Genomic DNA, 24,232 nt, shown 5'->3' with positions numbered 1-24,232 from the left:
CCACCATGACCACCACCGACACCACCACCCAGAACGCCCCCACCGGCGAAACCATCCTCGACGCCCGAGGCGTCACCATGCGCTTCGGCGGCCTCACCGCCGTCCGCGACGTCGACCTCACCGTCAACAGCGGCGAAATCGTCGGCCTCATCGGACCCAACGGCGCCGGCAAGACCACCTTCTTCAACTGCCTCACCGGCCTCTACATCCCCACCGAAGGCGAAGTCCGCTACAAGGACAAGGTCCTGCCCCCCAAGTCCTTCAAGGTCACCGCCGCCGGCATCGCCCGCACCTTCCAGAACATCCGCCTCTTCAGCAACATGACGGTCCTCGAAAACGTCCTCGTCGGCCGCCACACCCGCACCAAAGAAGGCCTCTGGTCCGCCCTCCTGCGCGGCCCCGGCTTCCACAAGGCCGAAGCCGCCTCCCGCGAACGCGCCATGGAACTCCTCGAGTTCGTCGGCCTCGCCGACAAGGCCGAACACCTCTCCCGCAACCTCCCCTACGGCGAACAACGCCGCCTCGAAATCGCCCGCGCCCTCGCCAGCGAACCCGGACTCCTCCTCCTCGACGAGCCCACCGCCGGCATGAACCCCCAAGAAACCCGCGACACCGAACAACTCGTCTTCGCCATCCGCGACAAAGGCATCGCCGTCCTCGTCATCGAGCACGACATGCGGTTCATCTTCAACCTCTGCGACCGCGTCGCCGTCCTCGTCCAAGGACAAAAACTCGTCGAAGGCGACGCAGCCACCGTCCAGGCCGACGAACGCGTCATCGCCGCCTACATCGGAGACCCCATCGCGAACGACCCCGGCGCCGAAGAAGCAGCCGAAGTCGAAGCCGCGGAAGCAGCCGCCGAGGCCACCACGGACGCCGCGCCCGGCAAGGAGAACGACCGATGACCGCACTGCTCGAAGTCGAAGACCTCAAAGTCGCCTACGGCAAGATCCAAGCCGTCAAGGGAATCTCCTTCAAAGTCGAAGCCGGCCAAGTCGTCACCCTCATCGGCACCAACGGCGCAGGCAAAACCACCACCTTGCGCACCCTCTCCGGCCTCCTCAAGCCCATCGGCGGCCAGATCAAATTCAACGGCAAATCCCTCAAGAAGATCCCGGCACACGACATCGTCGCCCACGGCCTCGCCCACTCCCCCGAAGGCCGCCACATCTTCCCCCGCATGACCATCGAGGACAACCTCCGCCTCGGCGCCTTCCTCCGCAACGACAAGGCAGGCATCGAGAAAGACATCCAACGCTCCTACGACCTCTTCCCCATCCTCGGAGAACGCCGCAAACAGGCCGCAGGAACCCTCTCCGGCGGAGAACAGCAAATGCTCGCCATGGGCAGAGCACTCATGTCCCAACCCAAACTCCTCATGCTCGACGAACCCTCCATGGGCCTCTCACCGATCATGATGCAGAAAATCATGGCCACCATCGCCGAGCTGAAATCCCAGGGCACCACCATCCTGCTCGTCGAACAGAACGCCCAGGCCGCCCTCTCCCTCGCCGACCACGGCCACGTCATGGAAGTCGGCAACATCGTCCTCTCCGGAACCGGACAGAAACTCCTCCACGACGAATCCGTCCGCAAGGCCTACCTCGGCGTCGACTGACCCACCCACAACGCAACACAGCACAGCACAGCACAGCACTGAGGCCCGGCTCCCCCTCGGGAACCGGGCCTCAAGCACACAACCGACACCTACCCCTTCGACGCCTTCTTCTCCGCCGCGTCATCGATGACCGCCTGCGCCACCTGCTGCATCGACATCCGCCGGTCCATCGACGTCTTCTGGATCCACCGGAACGCCGCCGGCTCCGACAACCCGTACACCGTCTGCAACACCGACTTCGCCCGATCCACCAGCTTCCGCGTCTCCAGCCGCAGACTCAGATCCGCGACCTCACGCTCCAGCTCCCGCAACTCCGTGAACCGCGACACCGCCATCTCGATCGCCGGCACCACATCACTCTTCGAGAACGGCTTCACCAGATACGCCATCGCCCCCGCGTCCCGCGCCCGCTCCACCAGATCACGCTGCGAGAACGCCGTCAGCATCAACACCGGCGCGATGCTCTCCTCGGCGATCTTCTCCGCCGCCGAGATACCGTCCAGCTTCGGCATCTTCACATCGAGGATCACCAGATCCGGCCGGTGCTCCCGCGCCAGCTCCACCGCCCGCTCACCGTCACCGGCCTCACCGACGACGGTGTACCCCTCCTCCTCCAGCATCTCCTTGAGATCGAGCCGGATCAGCGCCTCGTCCTCGGCGATCACGACACGGGTCGTCATCGGAGGCACGTGCGACTTGTCGTCGTCGGACGCGTCTACTGGCTGGGGCGACTCGGGGACGCTCACGTGGGGGCTCCTTGGTGCGGGGCAGACCGGTACTGCTGACAAGAGCGTACCCAGCTGCGGTAGGGTGGGGGCACGGCGGGCCACCGCCAGCCTTCGTTTCACAGGCCCCGGTATTCCAACTGGTTAGAGAAGCGGTGCTCAAACCACCGACAGTGTGGGTTCGAATCCCACCCGGGGCACTTTTCCTTCGATTCCAAGATTTCCACCCCAAGCGGATGTCCACGTTCTGGTGAACATCCGCCTTTTGCTGCGTGTTGCTGTGATCGCTGGCACACGGTGTGCACATGTACGGCATCAGCACCCGCAAGCAGGCACTCGCATTGGTGGCTCAGGGCCGCAGCCTCAATTCAGTGAGCCGTGAGACGGGCATCTCGCGCGCCGCGCTCCGATCCTGGCAGCGGCACCTGGAGCCCTCCCCACGCATGGCGGCCCCAGATCCGGGGCCCCCTGCTGATGCGCCTGCGTACGCCTATCTCCTCGGCCTCTACCTCGGCGATGGCTGCATCAGCGCGCACCCGCGTTCTGGCTACTACCTGCGGATCGCCTGCGCGGACGCGTGGCCAGGGTTGATCGAGCAGTGCCGTGAAGCCATTCTTCGAGTCCGCCCCGGTATCGGCTTCTATGTCCAGACGAAGCAGGGTTGTGTGGCGGTCACCAGCTACTCCCTCTACTGGCCACGGCTCTTCCCCCAGCACGGCCCCGGCAAGAAGCATGAGCGGCCGATCGTCCTCGAGCCCTGGCAGCGGGCCGTCGTCGAGGCTCACCCGTGGGAGTTCGTCCGCGGTCTCATTCACTCCGACGGGTGCCGGATCACCAACTGGACCACCCGCGTGGTCGGCGGTGAGCGGAAGCGCTACGAGTACCCCAGGTACTTCTTCACCAACAAGTCGGACGACATCCGGAGGCTGTACACCGACGCCCTGGACCGGCTCGGTGTCGAGTGGACGCACTGCACCCGGGGCGGCGCCCCCTTCAACGTCTCCGTCGCCAAGAAGGCCTCCGTGGCCCTGATGGACCGCCACGTGGGCCCCAAGTACTGAACCGGGGCCCTGTGAAGGCTACTTGGGGCTGTCGTCCTCGCCGATGTGGTGGACGCGGACGAGGTTGGTCGAGCCGGGGACGCCGGGAGGGGAGCCGGCCGTGATGACGACCGTGTCGCCCTTCTCGCAGCGGGCGTACCGCAGCAGGAGTTCGTCGACCTGGTCGACCATGGCGTCGGTGGTGCCGACGTGGGGGCCGAGGAAGGTTTCGACGCCCCAGGTGAGGCTGAGTTGGGAGCGGGTGGCGGGGTCGGTGGTGAAGGCGAGGAGGGGGATGGGTGAGCGGTAGCGGGAGAGGCGGCGGGCGGTGTCGCCGGAGCGGGTGAAGGCGACGAGGAACTTGGCGCCGAGGAAGTCGCCGATTTCCGCTGCCGCGCGGGCCACGGCGCCGCCTTGGGTGCGGGGTTTGTTGCGTTCGGTGAGGGGTGGGAGGCCTTTGGCGAGGAGGTCTTCTTCGGCTGCTTCGACGATGCGGGCCATGGTGCGGACGGTGTGGATGGCGTGTTTTCCGACGCTGGTTTCGCCGGAGAGCATGACGGCGTCGGTGCCGTCGATGACGGCGTTGGCGACGTCGGAGGCTTCGGCGCGGGTGGGGCGGGCGTTGTCGATCATCGAGTCGAGCATTTGGGTGGCGACGATGACCGGTTTGGCATTGCGTTTGGCGAGTTTGATGGCGCGTTTTTGAACGATGGGGACTTGTTCGAGTGGCATTTCGACGCCGAGGTCTCCGCGAGCGATCATGACGGCGTCGAATGCGGCGACGATGTCGTCGATGTTCTCGACGGCTTGGGGTTTTTCGATTTTGGCGATGACGGGGAGGCGGCGGCCTTCTTCTTCCATGATGCGGTGGACGTCCTTGATGTCGCGTCCGCTGCGTACGAAGGAGAGGGCGATGGTGTCGAAGCCGGTGCGCAGGGCCCAGCGGAGGTCGTCCTCGTCCTTTTTGGAGAGGGCGGGGACGGAGACGGCGACGCCGGGGAGGTTGAGGCCTTTGTGGTCGGAGACCATGCCGCCTTCGATGACGGTGGTGTGGACGCGGGGGCCGTCGATGGCGGTGACTTCGAGGGTGACTTTGCCGTCGTCGATGAGGATGCGTTCGCCGGGGGTGACGTCGTCTGCGAGGCCGGCGTGGGTGGTGCCGCTGGTGTGGCGGTCGCCTTGGGCGCCGTCTTCGACGGTGATGGTGAAGGTGTCGCCGTGTTCGAGGAGTACGGGGCCTTCGGTGAAGTGGCCGAGTCTGATTTTCGGGCCTTGGAGGTCGGCGAGGAGGCCGACGCTGCGGCCGGTTTCGTCGGCGGCTTTTCGTACGCGGTGGTAGCGCTCCTCGTGCTCGGCGTGGGTGCCGTGGCTGAGGTTGAATCGGGCGACGTCCATTCCGGCGTCGACCAGGTCTTTGATCTGGTCGTATGTGTCGGTGGCGGGCCCCAGCGTGCAGACGATTTTTGCTCGGCGCATGGTGTTGAGCCTAGGGCTTACCGATGGGTAGTGATGAGGTCGTATGTGACCGTTCGGCGGACTGCGCATGAATGGTTATGGACAAGAGTTGAATTGTGCGACCGGGTGCTCGTATGAGCATTCATGACTGCCGTTCATATTTCGGTCATGAGTTCGCATTGTCGGGGGTGCCGTGAGGTGCGGCGCCCCCGACAGTAAAGCGTCCGCAATTCATGCCTGGCGTACGCGCAGTGCCCGGGCCAGGTCGTCGAGCTGGTCGACGAGTTTGCGGCGGAGGGCGGGGGTCGGGTCGGCCTTGCGGAGGGATTTCTCGCCGAGGCGGAGGTTTTCGGGGTCGACGGCGTGGGCGGGGAAGGCCCAGCGGCCGGCGGCTTCGGCGAGGGCGGGGCCGCGGCGGGCGGCGAGGGCGACGGCGTCCTTGTAGTAGCGGGCGACGTAGGGGCGTACGAGGTCTGCTTGTTCGGGTTGCCAGAAGCCCTGGGCGGTGGCGGTGAACAGGTAGTTGGACAGGTCGTCGGTGTGGAACATGGCGTCCCAGGCGCGGGCCTTGGCGTCTTCGTGGGGCAGGGCGGCGCGGCAGCGGGCGGCGCCTTCCTGGCCGGTGGCGCTGGGGTCGTGGGCGAGTTCGGCGGCGATGGCGGTTTCGTCGGTGGCGTCGAGGACGGCGAGGCGGGTGAGGATGCGCCAGCGGAGTTCGGGGTCGAGTTCGGGGCCGCCGGGGACGGTGCCGTCGGCGAGCCAGGCGGCGATGGTGTGGGGGTGGGCGGCGGTGTCGATGCGGTGGCGTACGGCGATGAGGCGCAGGTCGGGGTGGTCGCCGTCCTCGGTGCGGCGGATGAGGTCGCGGCACAGGTCGGTGAGGGTGGTGAGGGCGGCGGGCCGTTGTTCGGGGGTGACGTAGCGGTCGGCGAGGTGGGTGGTGGCGAAGGTGAGGGCGCCTTGGACGAGGGCGAGGTCGGTTTCGTGCGGGAGGTGGGTGCGGGCGATGTCCAGGTAGGTGGTGGCGGGGAGGTCGCCGTCGCGGACGGCGTCGCGCAGGGCGTTCCAGATGACGGCGCGGGTGAGGGGGTCGGGCAGTCCGGACAGGCGGGTCTGGATGGTCCGGAAGGACTCGTCGTCGAAGCGGATCTTGGCGTAGGTGAGGTCGCCGTCGTTGAGGACGAGGAGGGCGGGGCGTGGGCCCGGGGCGCTGATGGTGGTGTCGCCGTGGGTGGGGAGGTCGGCTTCGAAGCGGGTGCGGAGGGTGAGGCCGCGTGTGTCGTCGAGGTCGTGGTCGTAGAGGCCGAGGGTGATGCGGTGGGGGCGGCTGTCGCCGTCCGCGTGGCGGATGGCGAGGTGCCAGTGTCCGTTGTCGGTGTGGAGTTGGGGGGTGAGGGTGTCGACGCCGGTGGTGCGGAGCCAGGCGTCGGCCCAGGCGTGGACGTCGCGGTCGGTGGCGGAGGCGAGGGAGTCGATGAAGTCGGCGAGGGTGGCGTTGGCGAATTTGTGCCGGTCGATGTGGGTGTTGATGCCGGCGAGGAAGTCTTTTTCGCCGAGCCAGGTGACGAGTTGGCGTAGTGCGGAGGCGCCCTTGGCGTAGGAGATGCCGTCGAAGTTGAGGAGGGCGGAGGCGGTGTCCTGGACGTTCTCGGGGGCGACGGGGTGGGTGGAGGGGCGTTGGTCGGCGTCGTAGCCCCAGGGTTTGCGGGTGATACCGAAGTCGGTCCAGGTGTCGGCGAAGCGGGTGGCTTCGGCGGTGGTCTGGTAGCCCATGTATTCGGCGAAGGACTCGTTGAGCCAGATGTCGTCCCACCAGGTGAGGGTGACGAGGTCGCCGAACCACATGTGGGCCATTTCGTGGGCGATGACCATGGCGCGGGTCTGGCGTTGGGTGTCGGTGACGGCGGAGCGGAAGACGAATTCGTCGCGGAAGGTGACGAGTCCGGGGTTCTCCATGGCGCCGGCGTTGAATTCGGGGACGAATGCCTGGTCGTAGGAGTCGAAGGGGTAGGGTTCCTGGAATTTTTCGTGGTAGCGGTCGAAGCAGGAGCGGGTGATGTCGAGGAGTTCGTCGGCGTCGGCGTCGAGGTGGGGTGCGAGGGAGCGGCGGCAGTGGAGGGCGAAGGGCAGGCCGCGGTGTTCGGTGCTTACGGTGTGCCAGGGGCCTGCGGCGACGGCGACGAGGTAGGTGGAGATGAGGGGGGTGGGGGCCGCTTTCCAGCGGCCTTGGCCGAGGTGTTCGGTGATGCCGTTGGCGAGGACCGTCCAGTTGTGGGGGGCGGTGACGGTCATCTCGAAGACGGCTTTGAGGTCGGGCTGGTCGAAGGCGGCGAAGACGCGTTGGACGTCGTCCATGAAGAGCTGGGTGTAGACGTAGGTCTCGCCGTCGGCGGGGTCGGTGAAGCGGTGCATGCCTTCGCCGGTGCGGGAGTAGTGCATGGTGGCGTCGAGGCGTAGTTCGTGTTCGCCGGGGGTGAGGCCCTTGAGCGGCAGTCGGTTGCCGTGGAGGGTGCCGGGGTCGAGGGGGTGTCCGTCGAGGGTGACGGAGCGCAGCTCGGCGGGCTTGACTTCGACGAAGGTGTCCGTGTCGTCCTGGTCGGTGAGGACGGTGAAGCGGATCAGGGTGTGGGAGTCGAAGGTGTCGTCACCGGTGGTGAGATCGAGTTCGATCGTGTAGCGGTGGACGTCGAGGAGCTGTGCTCGGTTGTGCGCTTCGTCGCGCGTCAGTACGGACATGCAGGCCATGCTGCCCGATGCCGCCGGTGTGGCACAGAGGCGGATCGGTACGTGGTCCCTGCCCGGTGTTGTGGGGGCTCCCCGATGCGCGCCTCTGCGGGTTTTCGGGGGTGTCAGTCGGTGGTGGGTGTGGAGTTGCCGGTGGTGTTCCTGGTGGTGGTGTCGGCGATGTGTTCGTGGTGGCGGATGACCTCGGCGATGATGAAGTTGAGGAATTTCTCGGCGAAGGCCGGGTCGAGTTTGGCGTTCTCGGCGAGGGTGCGCAGTCGGGTGATCTGCCGGCTTTCGCGGGCGGGGTCGGCGGGTGGCAGGTGGTGGCGGGCCTTGAGGCGGCCGACCTGCTGGGTGCATTTGAAGCGTTCGGCGAGCATGTGGACGACGGCGGCGTCGATGTTGTCGATGCTGTCGCGCAACCGGACGAGTTCCTCGCGGACTGCGGGGTCGATGTCTCCGGTACCGGTGTTGCTGGTGGTCATGGGGTGGCAGCCTACGGGGCGGTGGCGGGTGGGGGGTGTGGTGTTCGGGGTGTGGACGGCCGGGGTGGTCGGTCGAGGGCGGTTGTCGGGGCGGGGCCGTAGGGTGGAATCGGTTTCTGGGCGTCCTGGGGGTGAGGCGTGGCGAACGGCGGGCCGGTGGAGCACGGCTTTCCGCATCTGGAGACGGTGCGGTCGGCTCTCACGGCGGTGTACCGGCGTTTGTCGTGCGACACGGTGCGGTCGTTCTCGACCAGTGTGGCTCCGGTGGATGTGGCGTTCGGCGATATGGACGATCTTCATCTGGGGGCGCAGCGGGTGGCGCGGGAGTTGGTGCGGCACTACCGGTTGCCGGATGCGCGGTTGGTCATCGGTTTTCGTGAGATGCGGCATGCGGCGAATGTCGAGCTCGCGGCCGGTCCGGAGTACTTCGTGGAGCTGAATGATCGGTTCCGGACGCATCGGCGGGATATCGGGGCGGCGCTGGCGCATGAGGTGATGCATGTGTATCTGCATCGTCTGGGGTTGTCGTTTCCCGGTACGCGGGACAACGAGATCCTGACGGACACGGCGGCGACGTATCTGGGGGCGGGGTGGCTGCTGCTGGACGCGTTCCGGGAGGACGGGGTGTCGTCGCAGAAGCTGGGGTATCTCACGCCGGAGGAGTTCGGGTATGTGCTGGCGAAGCGGTCGCTGGTGTTCGGTGAGGATCCGTCGGTGTGGTTCACCAGTGCGCAGGCTTATGCGGCGTATGTGAAGGGGATGGAGTTGGCGCGGCGGGACGGGCAGCAGCCGCCGTTGACGGCGGCCGGCTGGGTGGGGCGTCGGCGGTACGCGCGGGACCGCCGGCAGGCTCGGGAGCGGCGGCAGGGTCTCGTCGCGGTTCCGTCGGCGTCGGGGGGTGTGCCGTACAGCTTCACGTCCGGCGGTGATGGTGAGGGGGCGTTGCGGGTGTCGTTCCCGTGTCCGACCTGTCATCAGCGGATCAGGGTCGCGGTGCGGGGGCGGGTGCGGGTGCGGTGCGGGTTGTGCCGGACGGTGCTGGAGTGCGACACGTAGGGGCGGGCGTCCGGGGCGGGTGTCCGGGGTGGGTGTCTGCGGCTCCCCGGGGTGCGGGCCGTGGCGCGCGGTGCGGGCACTTCGACCCCGCTTCCGCGTGACTGCACCGGTGTTCGATACTTTTGTTCGCCGCCGTCCCCGCCGGCTCGTCCGTCCCGTCCCTCACAAGGAGCCGGTTCGTGGATTCCGAGTCCACCGTCACCACCTGTTACCGCCATCCCAAGGTGGAGTGTCACGTCAGCTGTGTGCGCTGCGAGCGGTACATCTGTCCGGACTGCATGCGGGAGGCGGCCGTGGGCCACCAGTGTCCCGAGTGCGTGAAGGAGGGCGTGCGGTCGATGCGGCAGGCCCGCACCGTGGCGGGTGGCCGGGTGTCGGCGGTGCCGGTGGTGACGTACGCACTGATCGTCATCAATGTGCTGGCCTATCTGGCGGAGGTGGCGCTGCCGGAGGTCGTGGACCGGTTCGCGATGCTGGGCGCGGGGCTGGTCGGGCCGGACGGCGGGCACTACGTGTGGGTCGAGGGCGGGTACTTCGGGGACTTCCGTCCGGAGGGTGTGGCGGGCGGGGAGTGGTACCGGCTGCTGACCGGCGCGTTCCTGCATCTGCCGCCCACCGGGGGGACGTTCGGCGTCCTGCACATCGTGATGAACATGGTGGTGCTGTGGAACCTGGGCCGGGCCGTCGAGCCGATGCTGGGGCGCGTCCACCATCTCGCCCTGTATCTGCTGTCGGCGCTGGGTGGTTCGGTGCTGGTGCTGCTGCTCGCGCCGCAGGACGTCGTGGTCGGGGCGTCCGGTGCGATCTTCGGGCTGGGGGCCGCGTACTACGTCATGGGGCGTCGGATCGGTGCCGACATGGGCGGGGTCAACCGGTTCATGGCGGGGCTGCTGCTGTGGCTGGTGGTCTCCGCGGTGTTCACGTCGTGGGAGGGGCACCTGGGCGGGCTGCTGGCGGGCGGTGCGGTGGCGGTGGCCTTCGCGTACGTGCCCAGGGGCAGGCACCGTGCGTTGTTGCAGGCGGGGGCGTGTCTGGCGCTGTTCGCGCTGCTCGTCGCCCTGGCGGGGGTCAAGGTGGCGGATCTGACCGGTGGAGGTGTTTTCCAGTGAGGCGTCCAGCGCTGCTGATCGCAGCCGTGCCCGTGGTGGCGACGGCCGTGTACATGCTGATGCCCGGGGGGTCGGACGGTTCGGCCGTCGGCAACGGTCCGGCCGTGTCCGCCTCGTCGAACGCGCGTGAGCAGGCCAAGGAGCGTGCCGAGTCGGAGTCGGCCAAGGACGACGCGCTGGTGGCGAGCCGGCCGCCGGGCCTGGCCGACCCGGTGAAGAAGGAGCTCGCCCAGCAGCTCGTGGCGAGTGCCGAGAACTCGACGCTGCGCTGGCGTGAGACCTACGGCACCATCGAGGACGTCGGGGACGGTGTCGGCTACACGGCCGGCATCGTCGGCTTCACCACCGGCACCCACGACCTGCTCGCCCTCGTGGAGGGCTACACGGAGGACCACCCGGACAACGGGCTGGCGGAGTTCCTGCCCGCGCTACGTGAGGTGGACGGCACGGACTCGCACGAGGGTCTGGACCCGGGCTTCACGGAGGCCTGGCGGGCGGAGTCGGAGAAGTCCGCGTTCCGCGCGGCCCAGGAGGCCGAGCGCGACCGGGTCTACTTCGATCCGGCGGTGCGCATGGCCAAGCTGGACGGTCTCGGCACGCTCGGCCAGTTCGTGTACTACGACGCGATGGTCCGGCGTGGCCCCGACACCGGCCCGGACGGTTTCTACGGCATACGGGAGCGGGCCATGCGCAAGGCGGAGACGCCGGGGCAGGGCGGCGACGAGAAAACGTTTCTGGAGGCGTTCCTCGAGGTGCGCCGCGCGGCCATGCTCGCGAGGAAGCCGGACGCCGACACGTCCCGGGTGGACACCGCCCAGCGCCGGTTCCTGCGGGAGGGGAACCTGGAGCTGGCGACGCCGCTGGCGTGGCAGGTGAACGGGAGCACCTTCCGGATCCCCTGACCGGGATGCGGCGGCGCCTGCCCGGTTTCGTCCTGGTCGGGGACGTCTGGCAGGCGCCACCTGGTGTTCCGTACGCCGTTGTACGGGACCTCTGTGGGGGACCGTCAGGTCCCTTGTGCGGGGCGGTCCGTCACACCATCAGTGAGCGGTCCGTGGGGCGGATCGGTGCGGGCAGGTCGCTCGCGCCGGTGAGGTGGCGGTCGCAGCCGCGCGCGGCGGAGCGGCCCTCGGCGATCGCCCACACGATGAGGGACTGTCCACGGCCGGCGTCACCGGCGACGAAGACACCCGGCACGCTGGTCTGGAAGTCCGCGTCGCGGGCGATATTACCGCGTTCGTCGAGGTCCAGGCCGAACTGCTCGACGAGGCCGTTGTCCCGGTCGGTGCCGGTGAAACCCATGGCGAGGGTGACCAGCTGGGCCGGGATCGCCCGCTCGGTGCCGGGCTTGTGGGTGAGCTTGCCGTCGACGAATTCGACCTCGGTCAGGTGCAGCCGCTGCACGTTGCCGTCCACGTCGCCCTCGAAGCGGGTGGTGGAGACGGAGTAGACCCGCTCGCCGCCCTCCTCGTGCGCGGAGGTGACCTTGTAGAGCATGGGGAAGGTCGGCCACGGCTGGGAGAGCGGGTTCCGTTCCTCGCCCGGGCGGGGCATGATCTCCAGCTGGGTGACGGAGGCGGCGCCCTGGCGGTGGGCGGTGCCCACGCAGTCGGCGCCGGTGTCGCCGCCGCCGATGACGACGACGTGCTTGCCCTCGGCGGAGATCGGCGGGGTGACGTAGTCGCCCTCCTGCACCTTGTTGGCCAGCGGCAGGTATTCCATGGCCTGGTGGATGCCGCCCAGTTCGCGGCCCGGTACCGGCAGGTCGCGTGCCGTGGTCGCGCCGACGGCGAGGACGACGGCGTCGTACCGCTTGCGCAGTGCGGTGGCCGGCATGTCACGGCCGATCTCGATGCCCGTGCGGAACTTGGTGCCCTCCGCGCGCATCTGCTCGATACGGCGGTTGATGTGCCGCTTCTCCATCTTGAACTCGGGGATGCCGTAGCGCAGGAGGCCTCCGATGCGGTCGGCCCGTTCGTACACGGCGACGGTGTGGCCGGCCCGGGTCAGCTGCTGGGCGGCGGCCAGGCCGGCGGGGCCGGAGCCGACGACCGCGACGGTCTTGCCGGAGTGGCGTTCGGGGACGCGCGGGGCGACGTCGCCGGTCTCCCACGCCTTGTCGATGATCGAGACCTCGACGTTCTTGATGGTGACGGGCGGCTGGCTGATGCCGAGGACGCACGCCGATTCGCACGGGGCGGGGCACAGGCGGCCGGTGAACTCCGGGAAGTTGTTGGTGGCGTGCAGGCGCTCGGAGGCCGCCTGCCAGTCCTCGCGGTAGGCGTAGTCGTTCCACTCGGGGATGAGGTTGCCCAGCGGGCAGCCGTTGTGGCAGAACGGGATGCCGCAGTCCATGCAGCGGCCGGCCTGCTTGCTGATGATCGGCAGCAGGGAGCCGGGGACGTGGACCTCGTTCCAGTCCTTGACGCGTTCGGTGACCGGGCGGGAGGTGGCGACCTCGCGCCCGTGGTTCAAGAAGCCCTTCGGGTCAGCCATGGGTCGCCGCCTCCATCATCTTCTGGTGGGTGTCGGACTCGGAGAGTCCGGCTCGCTCGGCGGCGTCCTTGGCGGCGAGCACTGCCTGGTACGTACGGGGGGTGATCTTGCTGAAGCGCTCGACCGCGGTGTCCCACTCGGCGAGCAGCTTGGCGGCGACGGTGGAGCCCGTCTCCTCCTGGTGCCGGCGCACCACGTCGTGCAGCCGGGCGCGGTCGGTGTCGTCGAGTTCGTGGACGGCGTCCAGGTTGCCGGCGTTGACGTTGTCCCGGTCGAGGTCGATGACGTAGGCGACGCCACCGGACATGCCGGCCGCGAAGTTGCGGCCGGTCTCGCCGAGGACGACCGCGTGGCCGCCGGTCATGTATTCGCAGCCGTGGTCGCCCACGCCCTCGGAGACGACCAGCGCGCCGGAGTTGCGCACGCAGAACCGCTCGCCGACCTTGCCGCGCAGGAACATCTCGCCGCCGGTGGCGCCGTAGGCGAGGGTGTTGCCGGCGATGACGCTGTACTCGGCGAGGTGGTCGGCGCTCCGGTCGGGGCGGATGACGAGGCGGCCGCCGGAGAGGCCCTTGCCGACGTAGTCGTTGGCGTCGCCCTCCAGGCGCAGTGTGATGCCGCGGGGGACGAAGGCGCCGAAGGACTGGCCGGCGGATCCGGTGAAGGTGATGTCGATGGTGTCGTCGGGCAGGCCGGCGCCGCCGAACTTCTTCGTCACCTCGTGGCCGAGCATGGTGCCGACGGTGCGGTTGATGTTGCGGATGGCGACCTGGGCGCGGACCGGCTGGGCGTCGGAGGCGCAGTCGGCGGCGAGCGCGTCGGCGGCGAGCTTGATCAGCTCGTTGTCGAGGGCCTTCGCCAGTCCGTGGTCCTGGGGGACGGCCTGGTGGCGGACGGCGCCGTCGGGCAGGTCCGGGACGTGGAGCAGCGGGGCCAGTTCCAGGCCCTGCGCCTTCCAGTGGTCGACGGCGCGGGTCACGTCGAGGACCTCGGTGTGGCCGACGGCTTCCTCGAGGGAGCGGAAGCCGAGTCCGGCGAGGAGTTCGCGGACCTCTTCGGCGATGAACCGGAAGAAGTTCACGACGTGCTCGGCCTTGCCGGCGAACCGCTCGCGCAGCACCGGGTTCTGGGTGGCGATGCCGACCGGGCAGGTGTCCAGGTGGCAGACGCGCATCATGACGCAGCCGGAGACGACCAGGGGTGCGGTGGCGAAGCCGAACTCCTCGGCGCCGAGGAGGGCGGCGACGACCACGTCCCGGCCGGTCTTGAGCTGGCCGTCGGTCTGGACGACGATCCGGTCGCGCAGGCCGTTGAGCAGCAGGGTCTGCTGGGTCTCGGCGAGGCCCAGCTCCCAGGGACCGCCCGCGTGCTTGAGCGAGGTCAGCGGGGAGGCACCCGTGCCGCCGTCGTGACCGGAGATGAGCACCACGTCCGCGTGGGCCTTGGACACGCCCGCGGCGACCGTGCCGACGCCGACCTCGGAGACCAGCTTGACGTGGATGCGCGCCTGGGGGTTGGCGTTCTTCAGGTCGTGGATGAGCTGGGCGAGGTCCTCGATGGAGTAGATGTCGTGGTGCGGCGGCGGAGAGATGAGGCCCACGCCGGGTGTCGAGTGCCGGGTCTTCGCGATCCACGGGTAGACCTTGGGGCCGGGCAGCTGGCCGCCCTCGCCGGGCTTGGCTCCCTGGGCCATCTTGATCTGGATGTCGTCGGCGTTGACCAGGTATTCGGAGGTCACGCCGAAGCGGCCGGAGGCGACCTGCTTGATGGAGGAGCGGCGGGCCGGGTCGTACAGGCGCTCGGGGTCCTCGCCGCCCTCGCCGGTGTTGGACTTGCCGCCGAGCTGGTTCATGGCGACGGCGAGGGTCTCGTGCGCCTCCTGGGAGATGGAGCCGTACGACATGGCGCCGGTGGAGAACCGCTTGACGATCTCGGAGGCCGGCTCGACCTCGTCGAGGGGGACCGGCTTCCGGTCGGTGGTGAAGCCGAACAGGCCGCGCAGCGTCATCAGGCGTTCGGACTGCTCGTTGACGCGGTCGGTGTACTGCTTGAAGACGTCGTAGCGGCCGGAGCGCGTGGAGTGCTGGAGGCGGAAGACGGTCTCCGGGTCGAACAGGTGCGGTTCGCCCTCGCGGCGCCACTGGTACTCGCCGCCGATGTCGAGGGCGCGGTGGGCGGGGGCGATGCCGGAGGCGGGGTACGCCTTGGCGTGGCGGGCGGCGACCTCCTGGGCGACGACGTCGATGCCGATGCCGCCGATCTTGGTGGCGGTGCCGTGGAAGTACTTCTCGACGAACCGCTCGTCGAGGCCGACGGCCTCGAAGACCTGGGCGCCGCGGTAGGAGGCGACGGTGGAGATGCCCATCTTGGACATGACCTTCAGTACGCCCTTGCCGAGGGCGTGGATGAGGTTGCGGATGGCCTTCTCGGGCTCGCCGTCGACGACCTGCAGGAAGGTGCCCGCGCGGACGAGGTCCTCGACGGACTCCATCGCCAGGTACGGGTTGACGGCGGCGGCGCCGAAGCCGATGAGGAGGGCCACGTGGTGGACCTCGCGGACGTCTCCGGCCTCGACCAGGAGGCCCACCCGGGTGCGCTGCCTGGTGCGGATGAGGTGGTGGTGGACGGCCGCGGTGAGCAGCAGCGACGGGATCGGCGCGTGCTCGGCGTCGGAGTGCCGGTCGGACAGGACGATCAGGCGGGCGCCGTTGCCGATGGCGGCGTCGGCCTCGGCGCAGATCTCCTCGATGCGGGCGGCGAGGGCGTCGCCGCCGCCGGAGACCCGGTAGAGGCCGGAGAGGGTGGCGGCCTTGAAGCCGGGCAGGTCGCCGTCGGCGTTGACGTGGATGAGCTTGGCCAGCTCGTCGTTGTCGATGACCGGGAAGGGCAGGACGACGGAGCGGCAGGACGCGGCCGTCGGCTCGAGCAGGTTGCCCTGGGGGCCCAGGGAGCTGCGCAGGGAGGTGACCAGTTCTTCGCGGATCGCGTCCAGCGGCGGGTTGGTGACCTGTGCGAACAGCTGGGTGAAGTAGTCGAAGAGCAGCCGGGGGCGGTCGGAGAGCGCGGCGATCGGCGAGTCGGTGCCCATGGAGCCGATCGGCTCGGCGCCGGTCTTGGCCATCGGGGCGAGCAGGACGCGCAGTTCCTCCTCGGTGTAGCCGAAGGTCTGCTGGCGTCGGGTGACCGAGGCGTGGGTGTGCACGATGTGCTCGCGCTCGGGCAGGTCGGACAGTTCGATCTCGCCGGCTTCCAGCCACTGGGCGTAGGGGTGCTCGGCGGCGAGGGCGGCCTTGATCTCGTCGTCCTCGATGACGCGGTGCTCGGCGGTGTCCACCAGGAACATGCGGCCGGGCTGCAGGCGGCCCTTGCGGACGACCTTCGCCGGGTCGATGTCGAGGACGCCGACCTCGGAGCCGAGGACGACCAGGCCGTCGTCGGTGACCCAGTAGCGGCCGGGGCGCAGGCCGTTGCGGTCGAGTACGGCGCCGACCTGGGTGCCGTCGGTGAAGGTGACGCAGGCGGGGCCGTCCCAGGGCTCCATCATCGTGGAGTGGTACCGGTAGAAGGCGCGCCTGGCCGGCTCCATCGAGGCGTGGTTCTCCCACGCCTCCGGGATCATCATCAGCACGGAGTGCGGCAGCGAACGCCCGCCGAGGTGCAGCAGTTCGAGGACCTCGTCGAAGGAGGCGGAGTCGGAGGCGTCGGGGGTGCACACCGGGAAGATGCGCTCGAGGTCCTTCTCGGGACCGAACAGGTCGGAGACCAGCTGGGACTCGCGGGCGCGCATCCAGTTGCGGTTGCCCTTGACGGTGTTGATCTCACCGTTGTGGGCGACGAAGCGGTAGGGGTGCGCGAGCGGCCACGACGGGAAGGTGTTCGTGGAGAACCGGGAGTGCACGAGCGCGATCGCGGAGCTGAAGCGGCGGTCCGACAGGTCCGGGAAGAAAGGCTCCAGCTGGCCGGTGGTGAGCATGCCCTTGTAGACGATGGTCCGCGCGGACAGCGACGGGAAGTAGACGCCGGCCTCGCGCTCGGCGCGCTTGCGCAGCGCGAAGGCCGTGCGGTCGAGGTCGATGCCGGTCGCCGCGTGGTCCGTGACGAAGATCTGGCGGAAGGCGGGCATCGTGGAGCGGGCGGCGGCGCCGAGCAGCTCGGGTGCGATGGGCACGTCGCGCCAGCCGAGGACGGTCAGGCCCTCGTCGCGGGCGATCTCCTCGATGCGGGCGGCGGCCTCGTCGGCCGCGTCGAGGGGGAGGAAGGCGGTGCCGACGGCGTAGGCGCCGGCCGCGGGCAGTTCGAAGCCGGCCACCTCGCGGAAGAAGGCGTCCGGGATCTGGGAGAGGATGCCCGCGCCGTCGCCGGAGTCGGGCTCGGAGCCGGTGGCGCCGCGGTGCTCCAGGTTGCGCAGGACGGTGAGTGCCTGATCCACCAGAGTGTGGGACGCCTCGCCGGTGAGGGTGGCGACGAAGCCCACGCCGCAGGCGTCGTGCTCGTCGCGGGGGTCGTACAGGCCCTGGGGGGCGGGGCGGGCATCCATGGAGGACCGGTTCTGGCCTTGCGCGGAATGCTGGCACGGCTGACGCGGCATACGCATCGGCTCTCCTCGTCGTCGTCATGTGGCGTGTGGCAAGTGCCGAGGGACGACGCTGGCCCTCTGCGTGACTGCGAAATTTCGTGCAGATTACACGATGGGTAAGGTCCCGGAAAGGGGGATATTTCATTCCATTGTGCAGACACCTTGCAGGTCACGGCGGGGTTCCGCGCCTGGCGGTGGAGGCTGTGGGGACCGGGGCGGGCAGATCGGTGTCCGCCGGTCCGAAGGCGGGGGGAGGGCGTTCTCGCCTCTCCCCGCGGGTGCGTCACGGGCTTCATTGCCCGCAGCGCTTTCGGCTCATGCCCCGTCGTCACGCGGTCGAAACCAACGAGTAAACAGCTACTTGTGCGGTCCGTCGCACGAAAGCGGAGCCGGATCACCGGACGGCCCGGTCGGATCACGCGAGCCGCGTGATCCGACCGGGCCGTCCGAACCGGATCACCCGAACCGGATCGCCCGTCCGGGTCGGGTGGAGCCGGGTCATCCGACGGCGGTTCCGAACAGCGCGCCCAGGGCGTAGGTCACGCCGGCCGCCGCGCCGCCGAGGGCGAGCTGCCGCAGCCCACTGAACCACCAGGTCCGCGCGGTCACCTTGGCCACCAGCGCGCCGCACAGGAAGAGCCCCAGCAGGGCCACCAGCACGGCCGGCCACAGGCTGCTCGCGCCGAGCAGATAGGGCAGTACGGGAAGCAGCGCGCCCAGCGCGAAGGAGCCGAAGCTGGAGACTGCGGCCACGGTGGGCGAGGGCAGGTCGCCGGGGTCGATCCCCAGTTCCTCGCGGGCGTGGATCTCCAGCGCCTGCTCGGGGTCCTTCGACAGCTGCCGGGCCACCTCGCGGGCGAGCTCCGGATCGACCCCGCGGGACTCGTAGAGGGCGGCGAGTTCGGCCTCCTCGTCCTGGGGGTGCTTGCGCAGTTCGCGCCGCTCGACGTCCAGTTCGGCCTCGACGAGGTCGCGCTGGGAGGCGACGGAGGTGTACTCGCCGGCCGCCATGGAGAAGGCGCCGGCCGCCAGGCCCGCGAGGCCGGTGATGACGATGGTCTGCTGACCGACCGAGCCTCCGGCGACGCCGGTCATCAGCGCGAGGTTGGAGACCAGTCCGTCCATCGCGCCGAACACGGCGGGGCGCAGCCAGCCGCCGTTCACGTCCCGGTGGGTGTGGTTGTCGCGGTGCGCCTCGTGCAGCGTCGCCTCGGTCTCGATGATCGCCATGCGGTCCCCCAGGGAGTTCACGGGAGCGTCTGCGAGCAGACGCAACTTTAGACACGTTCTATTTTTTTACAACGCTCAAGATACTCCCCCTGATTCCCCTCCGCCAGCAAGGAAAGGCTGGGCTAACCTGCGGTTTTGCGGATTCTGCACGTCTGTGCGGAGGGCCGCGCAGATGTCGACCGGGTGACGCTGAGGCGTGTGAGGCTGCGCCGCACACCTCACCGGGGACAGTTCCGCAAAGGGCTTCGCGCCCCTCGGGGCGCCCCTGAGAGGAGAGCCGCGTATGGCATCGACCGCCCGCATCCCCTCCGCCCCGGCACCCGAAGGCTCCGCCGGACTCCGCGAGCGGGCACGCGGCGCGCTGCTCGGCCTGGCCGTCGGCGACGCGCTGGGCGCCCCGGCCGAGAACATGCGGCCCTCCGAGATCCGCGCCCGGTGGGGCCGTGTCACCGGGTACGTCGCGGAGCACCCCGCGGGCACGGACGACACCGAGTACGCGATCCTCACCGGCCTGCTGCTGGCCCGGCACGGCTCCGCGCTCACCCCGGAGCAGGTGGGGGCGGCCTGGCACGAGTGGATCGCGGACCGCTCCGAGGGGTCCTTCCGCGGCGCGGGCTTCAGCGAACGCGGCACCCTGGAGAACCTCCGCCGAGGACTGGCCGCCCCCCTATCCGCCCAGCACCGCCATCCCTGGAGCGACGGGCTGGCGATGCGGGCGGCACCGCACGGCGTCTTCGCGGCCGGCCGTCCCGCCGAGGCAGCCCGGCTGGCGGCCGTCGACGGCTCGGTCAGTCACGACGGCGAGGGCATCTACGGCGGCCAGGCGGTCGCGGCGGGCGTGGCGGCGGCGATGACGGGAGCACCGGTGGTCACCGTCGTCGCCTCCGCGCTGGCCCTGGTGCCGGAGGACTCCTGGACCGCCCGTTCCCTGCGCCGCGCCGTCACCGCCGCCCACCTGGGCGAACGCGCGGTCCGCTCCGCCGTCGTGGTCGGTGGCTATCCCTGGGCCGATCTGGCCCCCGAAGCCGTCGCCCTCGCCTTCGGCGCGTACGCGGCGGCGGACGGCGACTTCGAACAAGCGGTGCTGACGGCCGTCAACATGGGCCGCGACGCCGACACCACGGCGGCCGTGGCGGGCGCCCTCGCGGGGGCGACCCGGGGCGTTCACGCGATCCCGGAGGCCTGGGCCGCGGCCATCGGCCCGGCCCGCGGCAGCTGCCTCCCCGCCATGGCCGGCCACCACGTCCTGGACATCGCGGACCTGCTCGTACCAGGCACTTTCGTCCTGGCAGCGGACAACGACACGGAGGCCCCGGCATGACCCCATCTCCCGCCCCGCCGCCGCGGGCGCGCATCGAGGGCCTGCTCCTCGGCCTCGCCGCCGGCGACGCCGCCGGCTGGCCCGCCGCACGGCACCGGGCCGCCCGGATGCCCGAGTGGACCCGGCGGCTCACCCGGGAGCTGGACGCCTTCGCCGAGCAGAACGCGACCACCACCCTCCCCGTGCCGATCGCCCTCAACCAGTCCCCGGAGCCCTTGCGGCTCGGCCCCTCCGACGACGCCGAGTGGGCGGCGTTCGCGGCCGAGGCGGTCCTGCTGGCCGGCCGCGACAGCGTCCTGGGGGACCTGAGCCGGGAACGCCGTACCCGGGCCGCCATCGACCTGACCTGGAACGTCGTGGCCGGAGAGGTCGCCGCGGCGGCCGCCCGCGCCCCCGAGATCGAGTCGGCCGTGCTCCCCCTGCGCGCCCGTATCTCCGTACGGGCCGGGCTCGGCAACCTCGCCACGGGTCTGCGTCCGCCCGCCACCGGCCACGACAACCCGCACTACTTCGACGACGCGGCCTGCGTACGGGCCTGCGTCCTGGCCGTCGCCCACGCCGGGGACCCCGGACGCGCCGCGGCGCTCGCCGAGTTCGACGCCCGCTACACCCAGGACGGCGACGGGGTGCACGGCGCCCGCGCGATGGCCGCCGCCGTCGCCCTCGCGCTGGCCGGAGCGGACGTGGCGGAGTGTGTGGCCGCCGCGGTCGCCGAGCTGCCCGAGGAGACGGAGATCGGCCGCAACGCCCGGCACGCCCTGCGGCTCGCCGCGGACACCGACGGCGCCTTCGCCCTCGTACCGCTCCTGGAACACCAGATCGTCGACCACGTCTACAGCTACGGTGTCGCCGCCGCCGAAACCGTTCCCGTCGCTCTCGCCCTGGCCACCGCCGCCCGCGGCCGGCTCGCGGAGGCGGTCCCCGCCGCGGCCTGCCTGTCCCGGGTCGCGGACTCCGCCCCCGCCCTCGTGGGCGCCCTGACCGGCGTGCTGGGCGGCGGTGCGGTGATCCCCGCATCGTGGCGGGAGAGCTGCCGCATCCTCTCCGGCTGCGCGCTCCCCCGGTTCACCGGCACCGACCTGGTGGAACTCGCCGGACTGCTGGAAGCCGCGCAACCACCCCCACCAGGGGGATGATTCGGACATGACGCTCACAGAGGACGACAAGCGGGGCCGGGGCGCGCCCCTGGACGAACGGATCACCGGCGCGCTGGTGGGAGCCGCCGTCGGCGACGCGCTCGGCGGCCCCGTCGAGGGGTACTCCCCCGAGCAGATCGCCGAACGCCACGGTGGCCGCGTCCACGGTGTCGTCGGTCCCTGGAACGGCGACGCCTGGCGCACCGCGCGGCCCATCGCCCCGTACCACAAGGGCGACGGACACGTCACCGACGACACCCTCATGACGCACGCCCTGGTCCGGGTGTACGCGCGGGTCCGGGACCATCTGGACGCCCATGCCGTCGCCGACCATCTGGTGCCGGACCTGATGGGCACCCCGCGCTGGATCCCGGAGCTGGAGGCGGAGGCGCTCCCGCTCCAGCGGATCTTCCTCGCGGAGAAGTGGCTGGTGGCCCGGATCCACTACGGCCATGTCGACCCGCGCGAGGCGGGCGTCGGCAACATCGTCAACTGCGGTGCCGCGATGTACATGGCCCCCGTCGGCCTGGTCAACGCGGCCAACCCGGCGGGCGCGTACGCCGAGGCGCTGGACGTCGCGGGGGCCCACCAGTCGTCGTACGGCCGGGAGGCGGCGGGGGTGCTCGCCGCGGCCGTGGCGGCGGCGAGCGCACCGGGGGCGAGTGCGGACTCGGTCGTCGACGCGTGCCTGTCGCTGGCGAAGGACGGCACCCGGGAGGCGATCGAACGGGTCTGCGAAGAGGCTTCCCGGCACCCGGACTTCGAGTCCGCGCTGCGCCCGCTGCGGGAGGCGGTGGCCCCGTACGACACCGTGGGCCCCGACTACCGCTCCCCGTCGCTGGGCGCCCGCCGGCCGTCCCGGCTGCACGCCGTCGAGGAACTCCCCGTCGCGCTGGGCATGGTGGTGGTGGCCCGCGGCGACTTCCGGCAGGCGGTGCTGGGCGCGGTGAACTACGGCCGGGACTGCGACTCCATCGCCACGATGGCCGGGGCGGTGACCGGCGCCCTCGGCTCGCCGGTCCCCGAGGACTGGGCGAAGACCGTGGCGGACGCCAGCCGTCTCGACCTCTGGGCACCCGCGGCCGCGCTGACCGCGGTGACCTGCGAGGTCTTCGCGCGCGACGTCTCCCGACGCCGAGCGCACGAACGGGCGTTCGCCGAGTTGGGAGGCCCGGCATGCTCCGACTGACCTGGGTCCAGCCGGAGGACCTGATCGGCCACGAGCTGCGCCAGGCGGCCCAGGACGGCAGGACGCCCTCGGCCGTCGCGGCCCGCTGGCGCGCGGCGGGCGGCCCCGAGGCCCCGCTCCGTGCCGGCGCCTCCCCGCGTCCGGCGTCCCGCTACCTCAGGCTGCTGGCCGGGGACCTCCTGGACGAACTGGCCGACCTGCCCAGCAGCCTGGCGGACGACGAGCCGACGGACTTCGCCGCGATCAAGTCCCTGTGCCCCGACTGGCCCTCCCCCGCCGGCACCGCTCCGACGGCTCCCGACCACGTCGACGCGGACCACCGCCGTACCGACCGCCTCGAAGCCGCCTGGCTCGGCCGGGCCGTCGGCTGCCTGCTCGGCAAGCCCGTGGAGAAACTCCCCCTCGACGGCATCCGCCAACTCGCCCGGGCCACCGGGAACTGGCCCTTGAACGACTACTTCACCGCCCGCGGAGTCCCCGCGGAACTGGCCGCCCGGTACCCCTGGAACCGTCGCTCCGCGGCCACGTCCCTCGCCGAGAACATCGACGGCATGCCCGAGGACGACGACCTCGACTACCCCCTCCTCAACCTGCTGCTGCTCCAGCGGTACGGCAGGGACTTCACCACCGCGGACGTGGCCCGGCTCTGGCTGGACGAACTCCCGGCGGGCCGCGCCTTCACCGCCGAACGCATCGCCTACCGCAACCTCCTGAGCGGCCTGGAGCCCCCGCGCACCGCCCGGCACCGCAATCCGTTCCGCGAGTGGATCGGCGCCCTGATCCGCGCCGACGTGCACGGCTGGACCAACCCCGGAGACCCGGCGGGCGCGGCGGAACAGGCCCATCGCGACGCGACCCTCACCCACACGGCCAACGGCGTCTACGCCGCGATGTTCGCCGCGGCCGTCATCGCCACCGCCGCCGCGGACCAGACCGTCGGCACCGGCACCGGCGGCCAGGACGTCCACGCCTGTCTGCGGACCGGTCTCGCCGTCGTACCGCCCCGCTCCCGGCTCGCCCGCGCCGTGCGCCACGCCGTGCGGCTGGCGCACGAGCACGACGACTTCGCCACCGTCGTCGACGCGATCCACACCCGGCACGCGGACGTCCACTGGGTGCACGCCGTGCCCAACACCGCGCTGATCGCCGCCGCCCTCACCCACGCGGACGGCGACTTCACCGGCGCGATCTGCCGCGCCGTGTCCGGTGGCCTCGACACCGACTCGAACGGCGCGACCGCCGGCGGCATCGCCGCTCTCCTCGCCGGCTCCCCCGCCGCACTCCCCGAACGCTGGACGGCCCCGCTGAAGAACCGGCTGGCCACCTCCATCGGCACCTTCGACGGCATCGGCTTCGACACCCTGGCCCGTCTGACCCACCTGGAGGCCTCCCGCCCATGACCCGGCCCACCGCCCCCGCCGACCCACCGTCGGCCGTCCTGCGCGTCCTGGACCGCGCCGCCCTCTCCGCCGGGCCCCTCGCCGCGACCCTGCTCGGCGACTTCGGCGCCGAGGTGGTCGAGGTCGAGCACCCGAGGGAGCCGGACCCCTCCCGCGGCCACGGACCGTCGAAGGACGGCGCGGGGCCGTGGTGGAAGATGCTCGGCCGCGACGAACGGACCATCACCCTCGACCTGTCCACGACCGGCGGCCGGGCGACCCTGCTGCGCCTCGCCGGGGCCGCCGACGTGATCATCGAGACCTTCCGGCCGGGCACCCTGGGGAAGTGGGACCTGGGCCGGCCCGTACGCCCGTCGCCCCCCGGCTTCGGCACCCTCGCCGAGGCGACGAGCGGCTTCGCCGCCATCACCGGTGCACCGGACGCGCCCCCGGCGGCCGCCGGTCATCGAGCGCGCCTGTCTGCCGACGGAGCAAGAGATCGAACGGGCGGAGAGGATCGTCAAGGCGGCGGTCGGCGAACGGGGCGCCCGGGCCCTCCCCGACGACGGCTGCTCCATCGACGCGGCGGTGGTGACGGCCGCCCAGTGCGTCCTGTCCCCGGCCCGCCGGGTCTGAGGGCCGCACACACGCCGTGGGGCGCCCGGAATCCTCCGGGCGCCCCACGGCGTC

Annotated in this window: 18 protein-coding genes, 1 tRNA gene and 1 pseudogene; 13 read left to right on the top strand and 7 right to left on the bottom strand. The window is 70.6% G+C overall.

The genetic code is table 11. The annotated features are described in order from the left end of the window. Positions 1-5: 5 nt before the first annotated feature. Positions 6-905, top strand: coding sequence for an ABC transporter ATP-binding protein (locus DIZ27_RS24410; protein ID WP_181383666.1), 900 nt, complete (start codon positions 6-8; stop codon positions 903-905). Beyond that, on the top strand, positions 902-1,618 hold the full coding sequence (locus DIZ27_RS24405) for an ABC transporter ATP-binding protein (RefSeq protein WP_109380599.1): 717 nt from the start codon (positions 902-904) through the stop codon (positions 1,616-1,618). The genes DIZ27_RS24410 and DIZ27_RS24405 overlap by 4 nt, the downstream gene beginning before the upstream one ends. An 89-nt stretch (positions 1,619-1,707) precedes the next feature. Here DIZ27_RS24405 and DIZ27_RS24400 read toward each other — a convergent pair whose 3' ends face one another. Continuing rightward, positions 1,708-2,364, bottom strand: coding sequence for an ANTAR domain-containing response regulator (locus tag DIZ27_RS24400; RefSeq protein ID WP_042166083.1), 657 nt, complete (start codon positions 2,362-2,364; stop codon positions 1,708-1,710). A gap of 104 nt (positions 2,365-2,468) precedes the next feature. Between DIZ27_RS24400 and DIZ27_RS24395 the strand changes: the two genes are divergently transcribed. Then, positions 2,469-2,543 (top strand) — tRNA-Leu (locus tag DIZ27_RS24395). Between the two features lie 105 nt (positions 2,544-2,648). Next, the gene (locus tag DIZ27_RS24390) at positions 2,649-3,404 is read left to right on the top strand and encodes a helix-turn-helix domain-containing protein (protein ID WP_109380598.1); all 756 of its coding nucleotides are present in this window, start codon (positions 2,649-2,651) and stop codon (positions 3,402-3,404) included. An 18-nt stretch (positions 3,405-3,422) separates the two neighbouring features. Here DIZ27_RS24390 and pyk read toward each other — a convergent pair whose 3' ends face one another. From pyk to DIZ27_RS24375, 3 genes are all read right to left on the bottom strand, one after another. Next, on the bottom strand, positions 3,423-4,859 hold the full coding sequence (gene pyk, locus DIZ27_RS24385; RefSeq protein WP_109380597.1) for a pyruvate kinase: 1,437 nt from the start codon (positions 4,857-4,859) through the stop codon (positions 3,423-3,425). A 210-nt stretch (positions 4,860-5,069) separates the two neighbouring features. Continuing rightward, positions 5,070-7,583 (bottom strand): aminopeptidase N, encoded by a 2,514-nt coding sequence (gene pepN, locus DIZ27_RS24380; protein WP_109380596.1) that lies wholly within the window; start codon positions 7,581-7,583, stop codon positions 5,070-5,072. Between the two features lie 104 nt (positions 7,584-7,687). Next, complete coding sequence (locus DIZ27_RS24375) at positions 7,688-8,050, bottom strand: chorismate mutase (protein WP_109380595.1); 363 nt, start codon at positions 8,048-8,050, stop codon at positions 7,688-7,690. Positions 8,051-8,188: 138 nt separating this feature from the next. On the opposite strand from DIZ27_RS24375, the gene DIZ27_RS24370 reads away from it, so the two are divergent. From DIZ27_RS24370 to DIZ27_RS24360, 3 genes are all read left to right on the top strand, one after another. Beyond that, positions 8,189-9,106, top strand: coding sequence for a hypothetical protein (locus DIZ27_RS24370; RefSeq protein WP_109380594.1), 918 nt, complete (start codon positions 8,189-8,191; stop codon positions 9,104-9,106). Between the two features lie 179 nt (positions 9,107-9,285). Next, positions 9,286-10,215 (top strand): rhomboid family intramembrane serine protease, encoded by a 930-nt coding sequence (locus DIZ27_RS24365; protein WP_109380593.1) that lies wholly within the window; start codon positions 9,286-9,288, stop codon positions 10,213-10,215. A 59-nt stretch (positions 10,216-10,274) separates the two neighbouring features. After that, positions 10,275-11,117 carry a chitosanase gene (locus tag DIZ27_RS24360; RefSeq protein WP_181383672.1) on the top strand — a complete coding sequence of 281 codons (843 nt, stop codon included), beginning with the start codon at positions 10,275-10,277 and terminating at the stop codon, positions 11,115-11,117. 130 nt (positions 11,118-11,247) lie between these two features. Here the strand turns inward: DIZ27_RS24360 and DIZ27_RS24355 are convergent, their stop codons facing one another. From DIZ27_RS24355 to DIZ27_RS24345, 3 genes are all read right to left on the bottom strand, one after another. Next, a complete protein-coding gene (locus DIZ27_RS24355; RefSeq protein WP_109380592.1) occupies positions 11,248-12,711 on the bottom strand; it encodes a glutamate synthase subunit beta in 1,464 nt (487 codons plus the stop codon). Continuing rightward, entirely contained in the window at positions 12,704-17,248 is a 4,545-nt protein-coding gene (gltB, locus tag DIZ27_RS24350; RefSeq protein ID WP_109380591.1) for a glutamate synthase large subunit, read from the bottom strand. Before gltB ends, DIZ27_RS24355 begins: the two co-directional genes overlap by 8 nt. 537 nt (positions 17,249-17,785) lie before the next feature. After that, entirely contained in the window at positions 17,786-18,517 is a 732-nt protein-coding gene (locus tag DIZ27_RS24345; RefSeq protein ID WP_109380590.1) for a VIT1/CCC1 transporter family protein, read from the bottom strand. A 283-nt stretch (positions 18,518-18,800) separates the two neighbouring features. Here DIZ27_RS24345 and DIZ27_RS24340 point away from each other — a divergent pair, with 283 nt between their 5' ends. The 6 genes and pseudogenes from DIZ27_RS24340 (at position 18,801) to DIZ27_RS24315 (ending at position 24,178) form a co-directional block, all read left to right on the top strand. After that, positions 18,801-19,838 carry an ADP-ribosylglycohydrolase family protein gene (locus tag DIZ27_RS24340; RefSeq protein WP_109380589.1) on the top strand — a complete coding sequence of 346 codons (1,038 nt, stop codon included), beginning with the start codon at positions 18,801-18,803 and terminating at the stop codon, positions 19,836-19,838. Continuing rightward, positions 19,835-20,974, top strand: a complete 1,140-nt coding sequence (locus DIZ27_RS24335) for an ADP-ribosylglycohydrolase family protein (RefSeq protein ID WP_109380588.1) — start codon at positions 19,835-19,837, stop codon at positions 20,972-20,974. Before DIZ27_RS24340 ends, DIZ27_RS24335 begins: the two co-directional genes overlap by 4 nt. Before the next feature lie 7 nt (positions 20,975-20,981). Then, positions 20,982-22,163 carry an ADP-ribosylglycohydrolase family protein gene (locus DIZ27_RS24330; RefSeq protein WP_109380587.1) on the top strand — a complete coding sequence of 394 codons (1,182 nt, stop codon included), beginning with the start codon at positions 20,982-20,984 and terminating at the stop codon, positions 22,161-22,163. Further along, the gene (locus tag DIZ27_RS24325; RefSeq protein ID WP_109380586.1) at positions 22,151-23,563 is read left to right on the top strand and encodes an ADP-ribosylglycohydrolase family protein; all 1,413 of its coding nucleotides are present in this window, start codon (positions 22,151-22,153) and stop codon (positions 23,561-23,563) included. Before DIZ27_RS24330 ends, DIZ27_RS24325 begins: the two co-directional genes overlap by 13 nt. Next, positions 23,560-24,051: pseudogene (locus DIZ27_RS24320) on the top strand (CoA transferase); the annotation flags it as partial. The gene DIZ27_RS24325 and the pseudogene DIZ27_RS24320, both read left to right, overlap by 4 nt. Continuing rightward, positions 23,975-24,178, top strand: coding sequence for a hypothetical protein (locus DIZ27_RS24315; protein ID WP_181383673.1), 204 nt, complete (start codon positions 23,975-23,977; stop codon positions 24,176-24,178). The pseudogene DIZ27_RS24320 and the gene DIZ27_RS24315, both read left to right, overlap by 77 nt. Positions 24,179-24,232: the final 54 nt, after the last annotated feature.

The sequence above is a fragment of the Streptomyces sp. NWU339 genome, assembly GCF_003143855.1.
Lineage (GTDB): Bacteria > Actinomycetota > Actinomycetes > Streptomycetales > Streptomycetaceae > Streptomyces.
The sequence above is the reverse complement of the archived record's forward strand: the minus strand, read 5'-3'. Positions and strand labels throughout refer to the sequence as shown.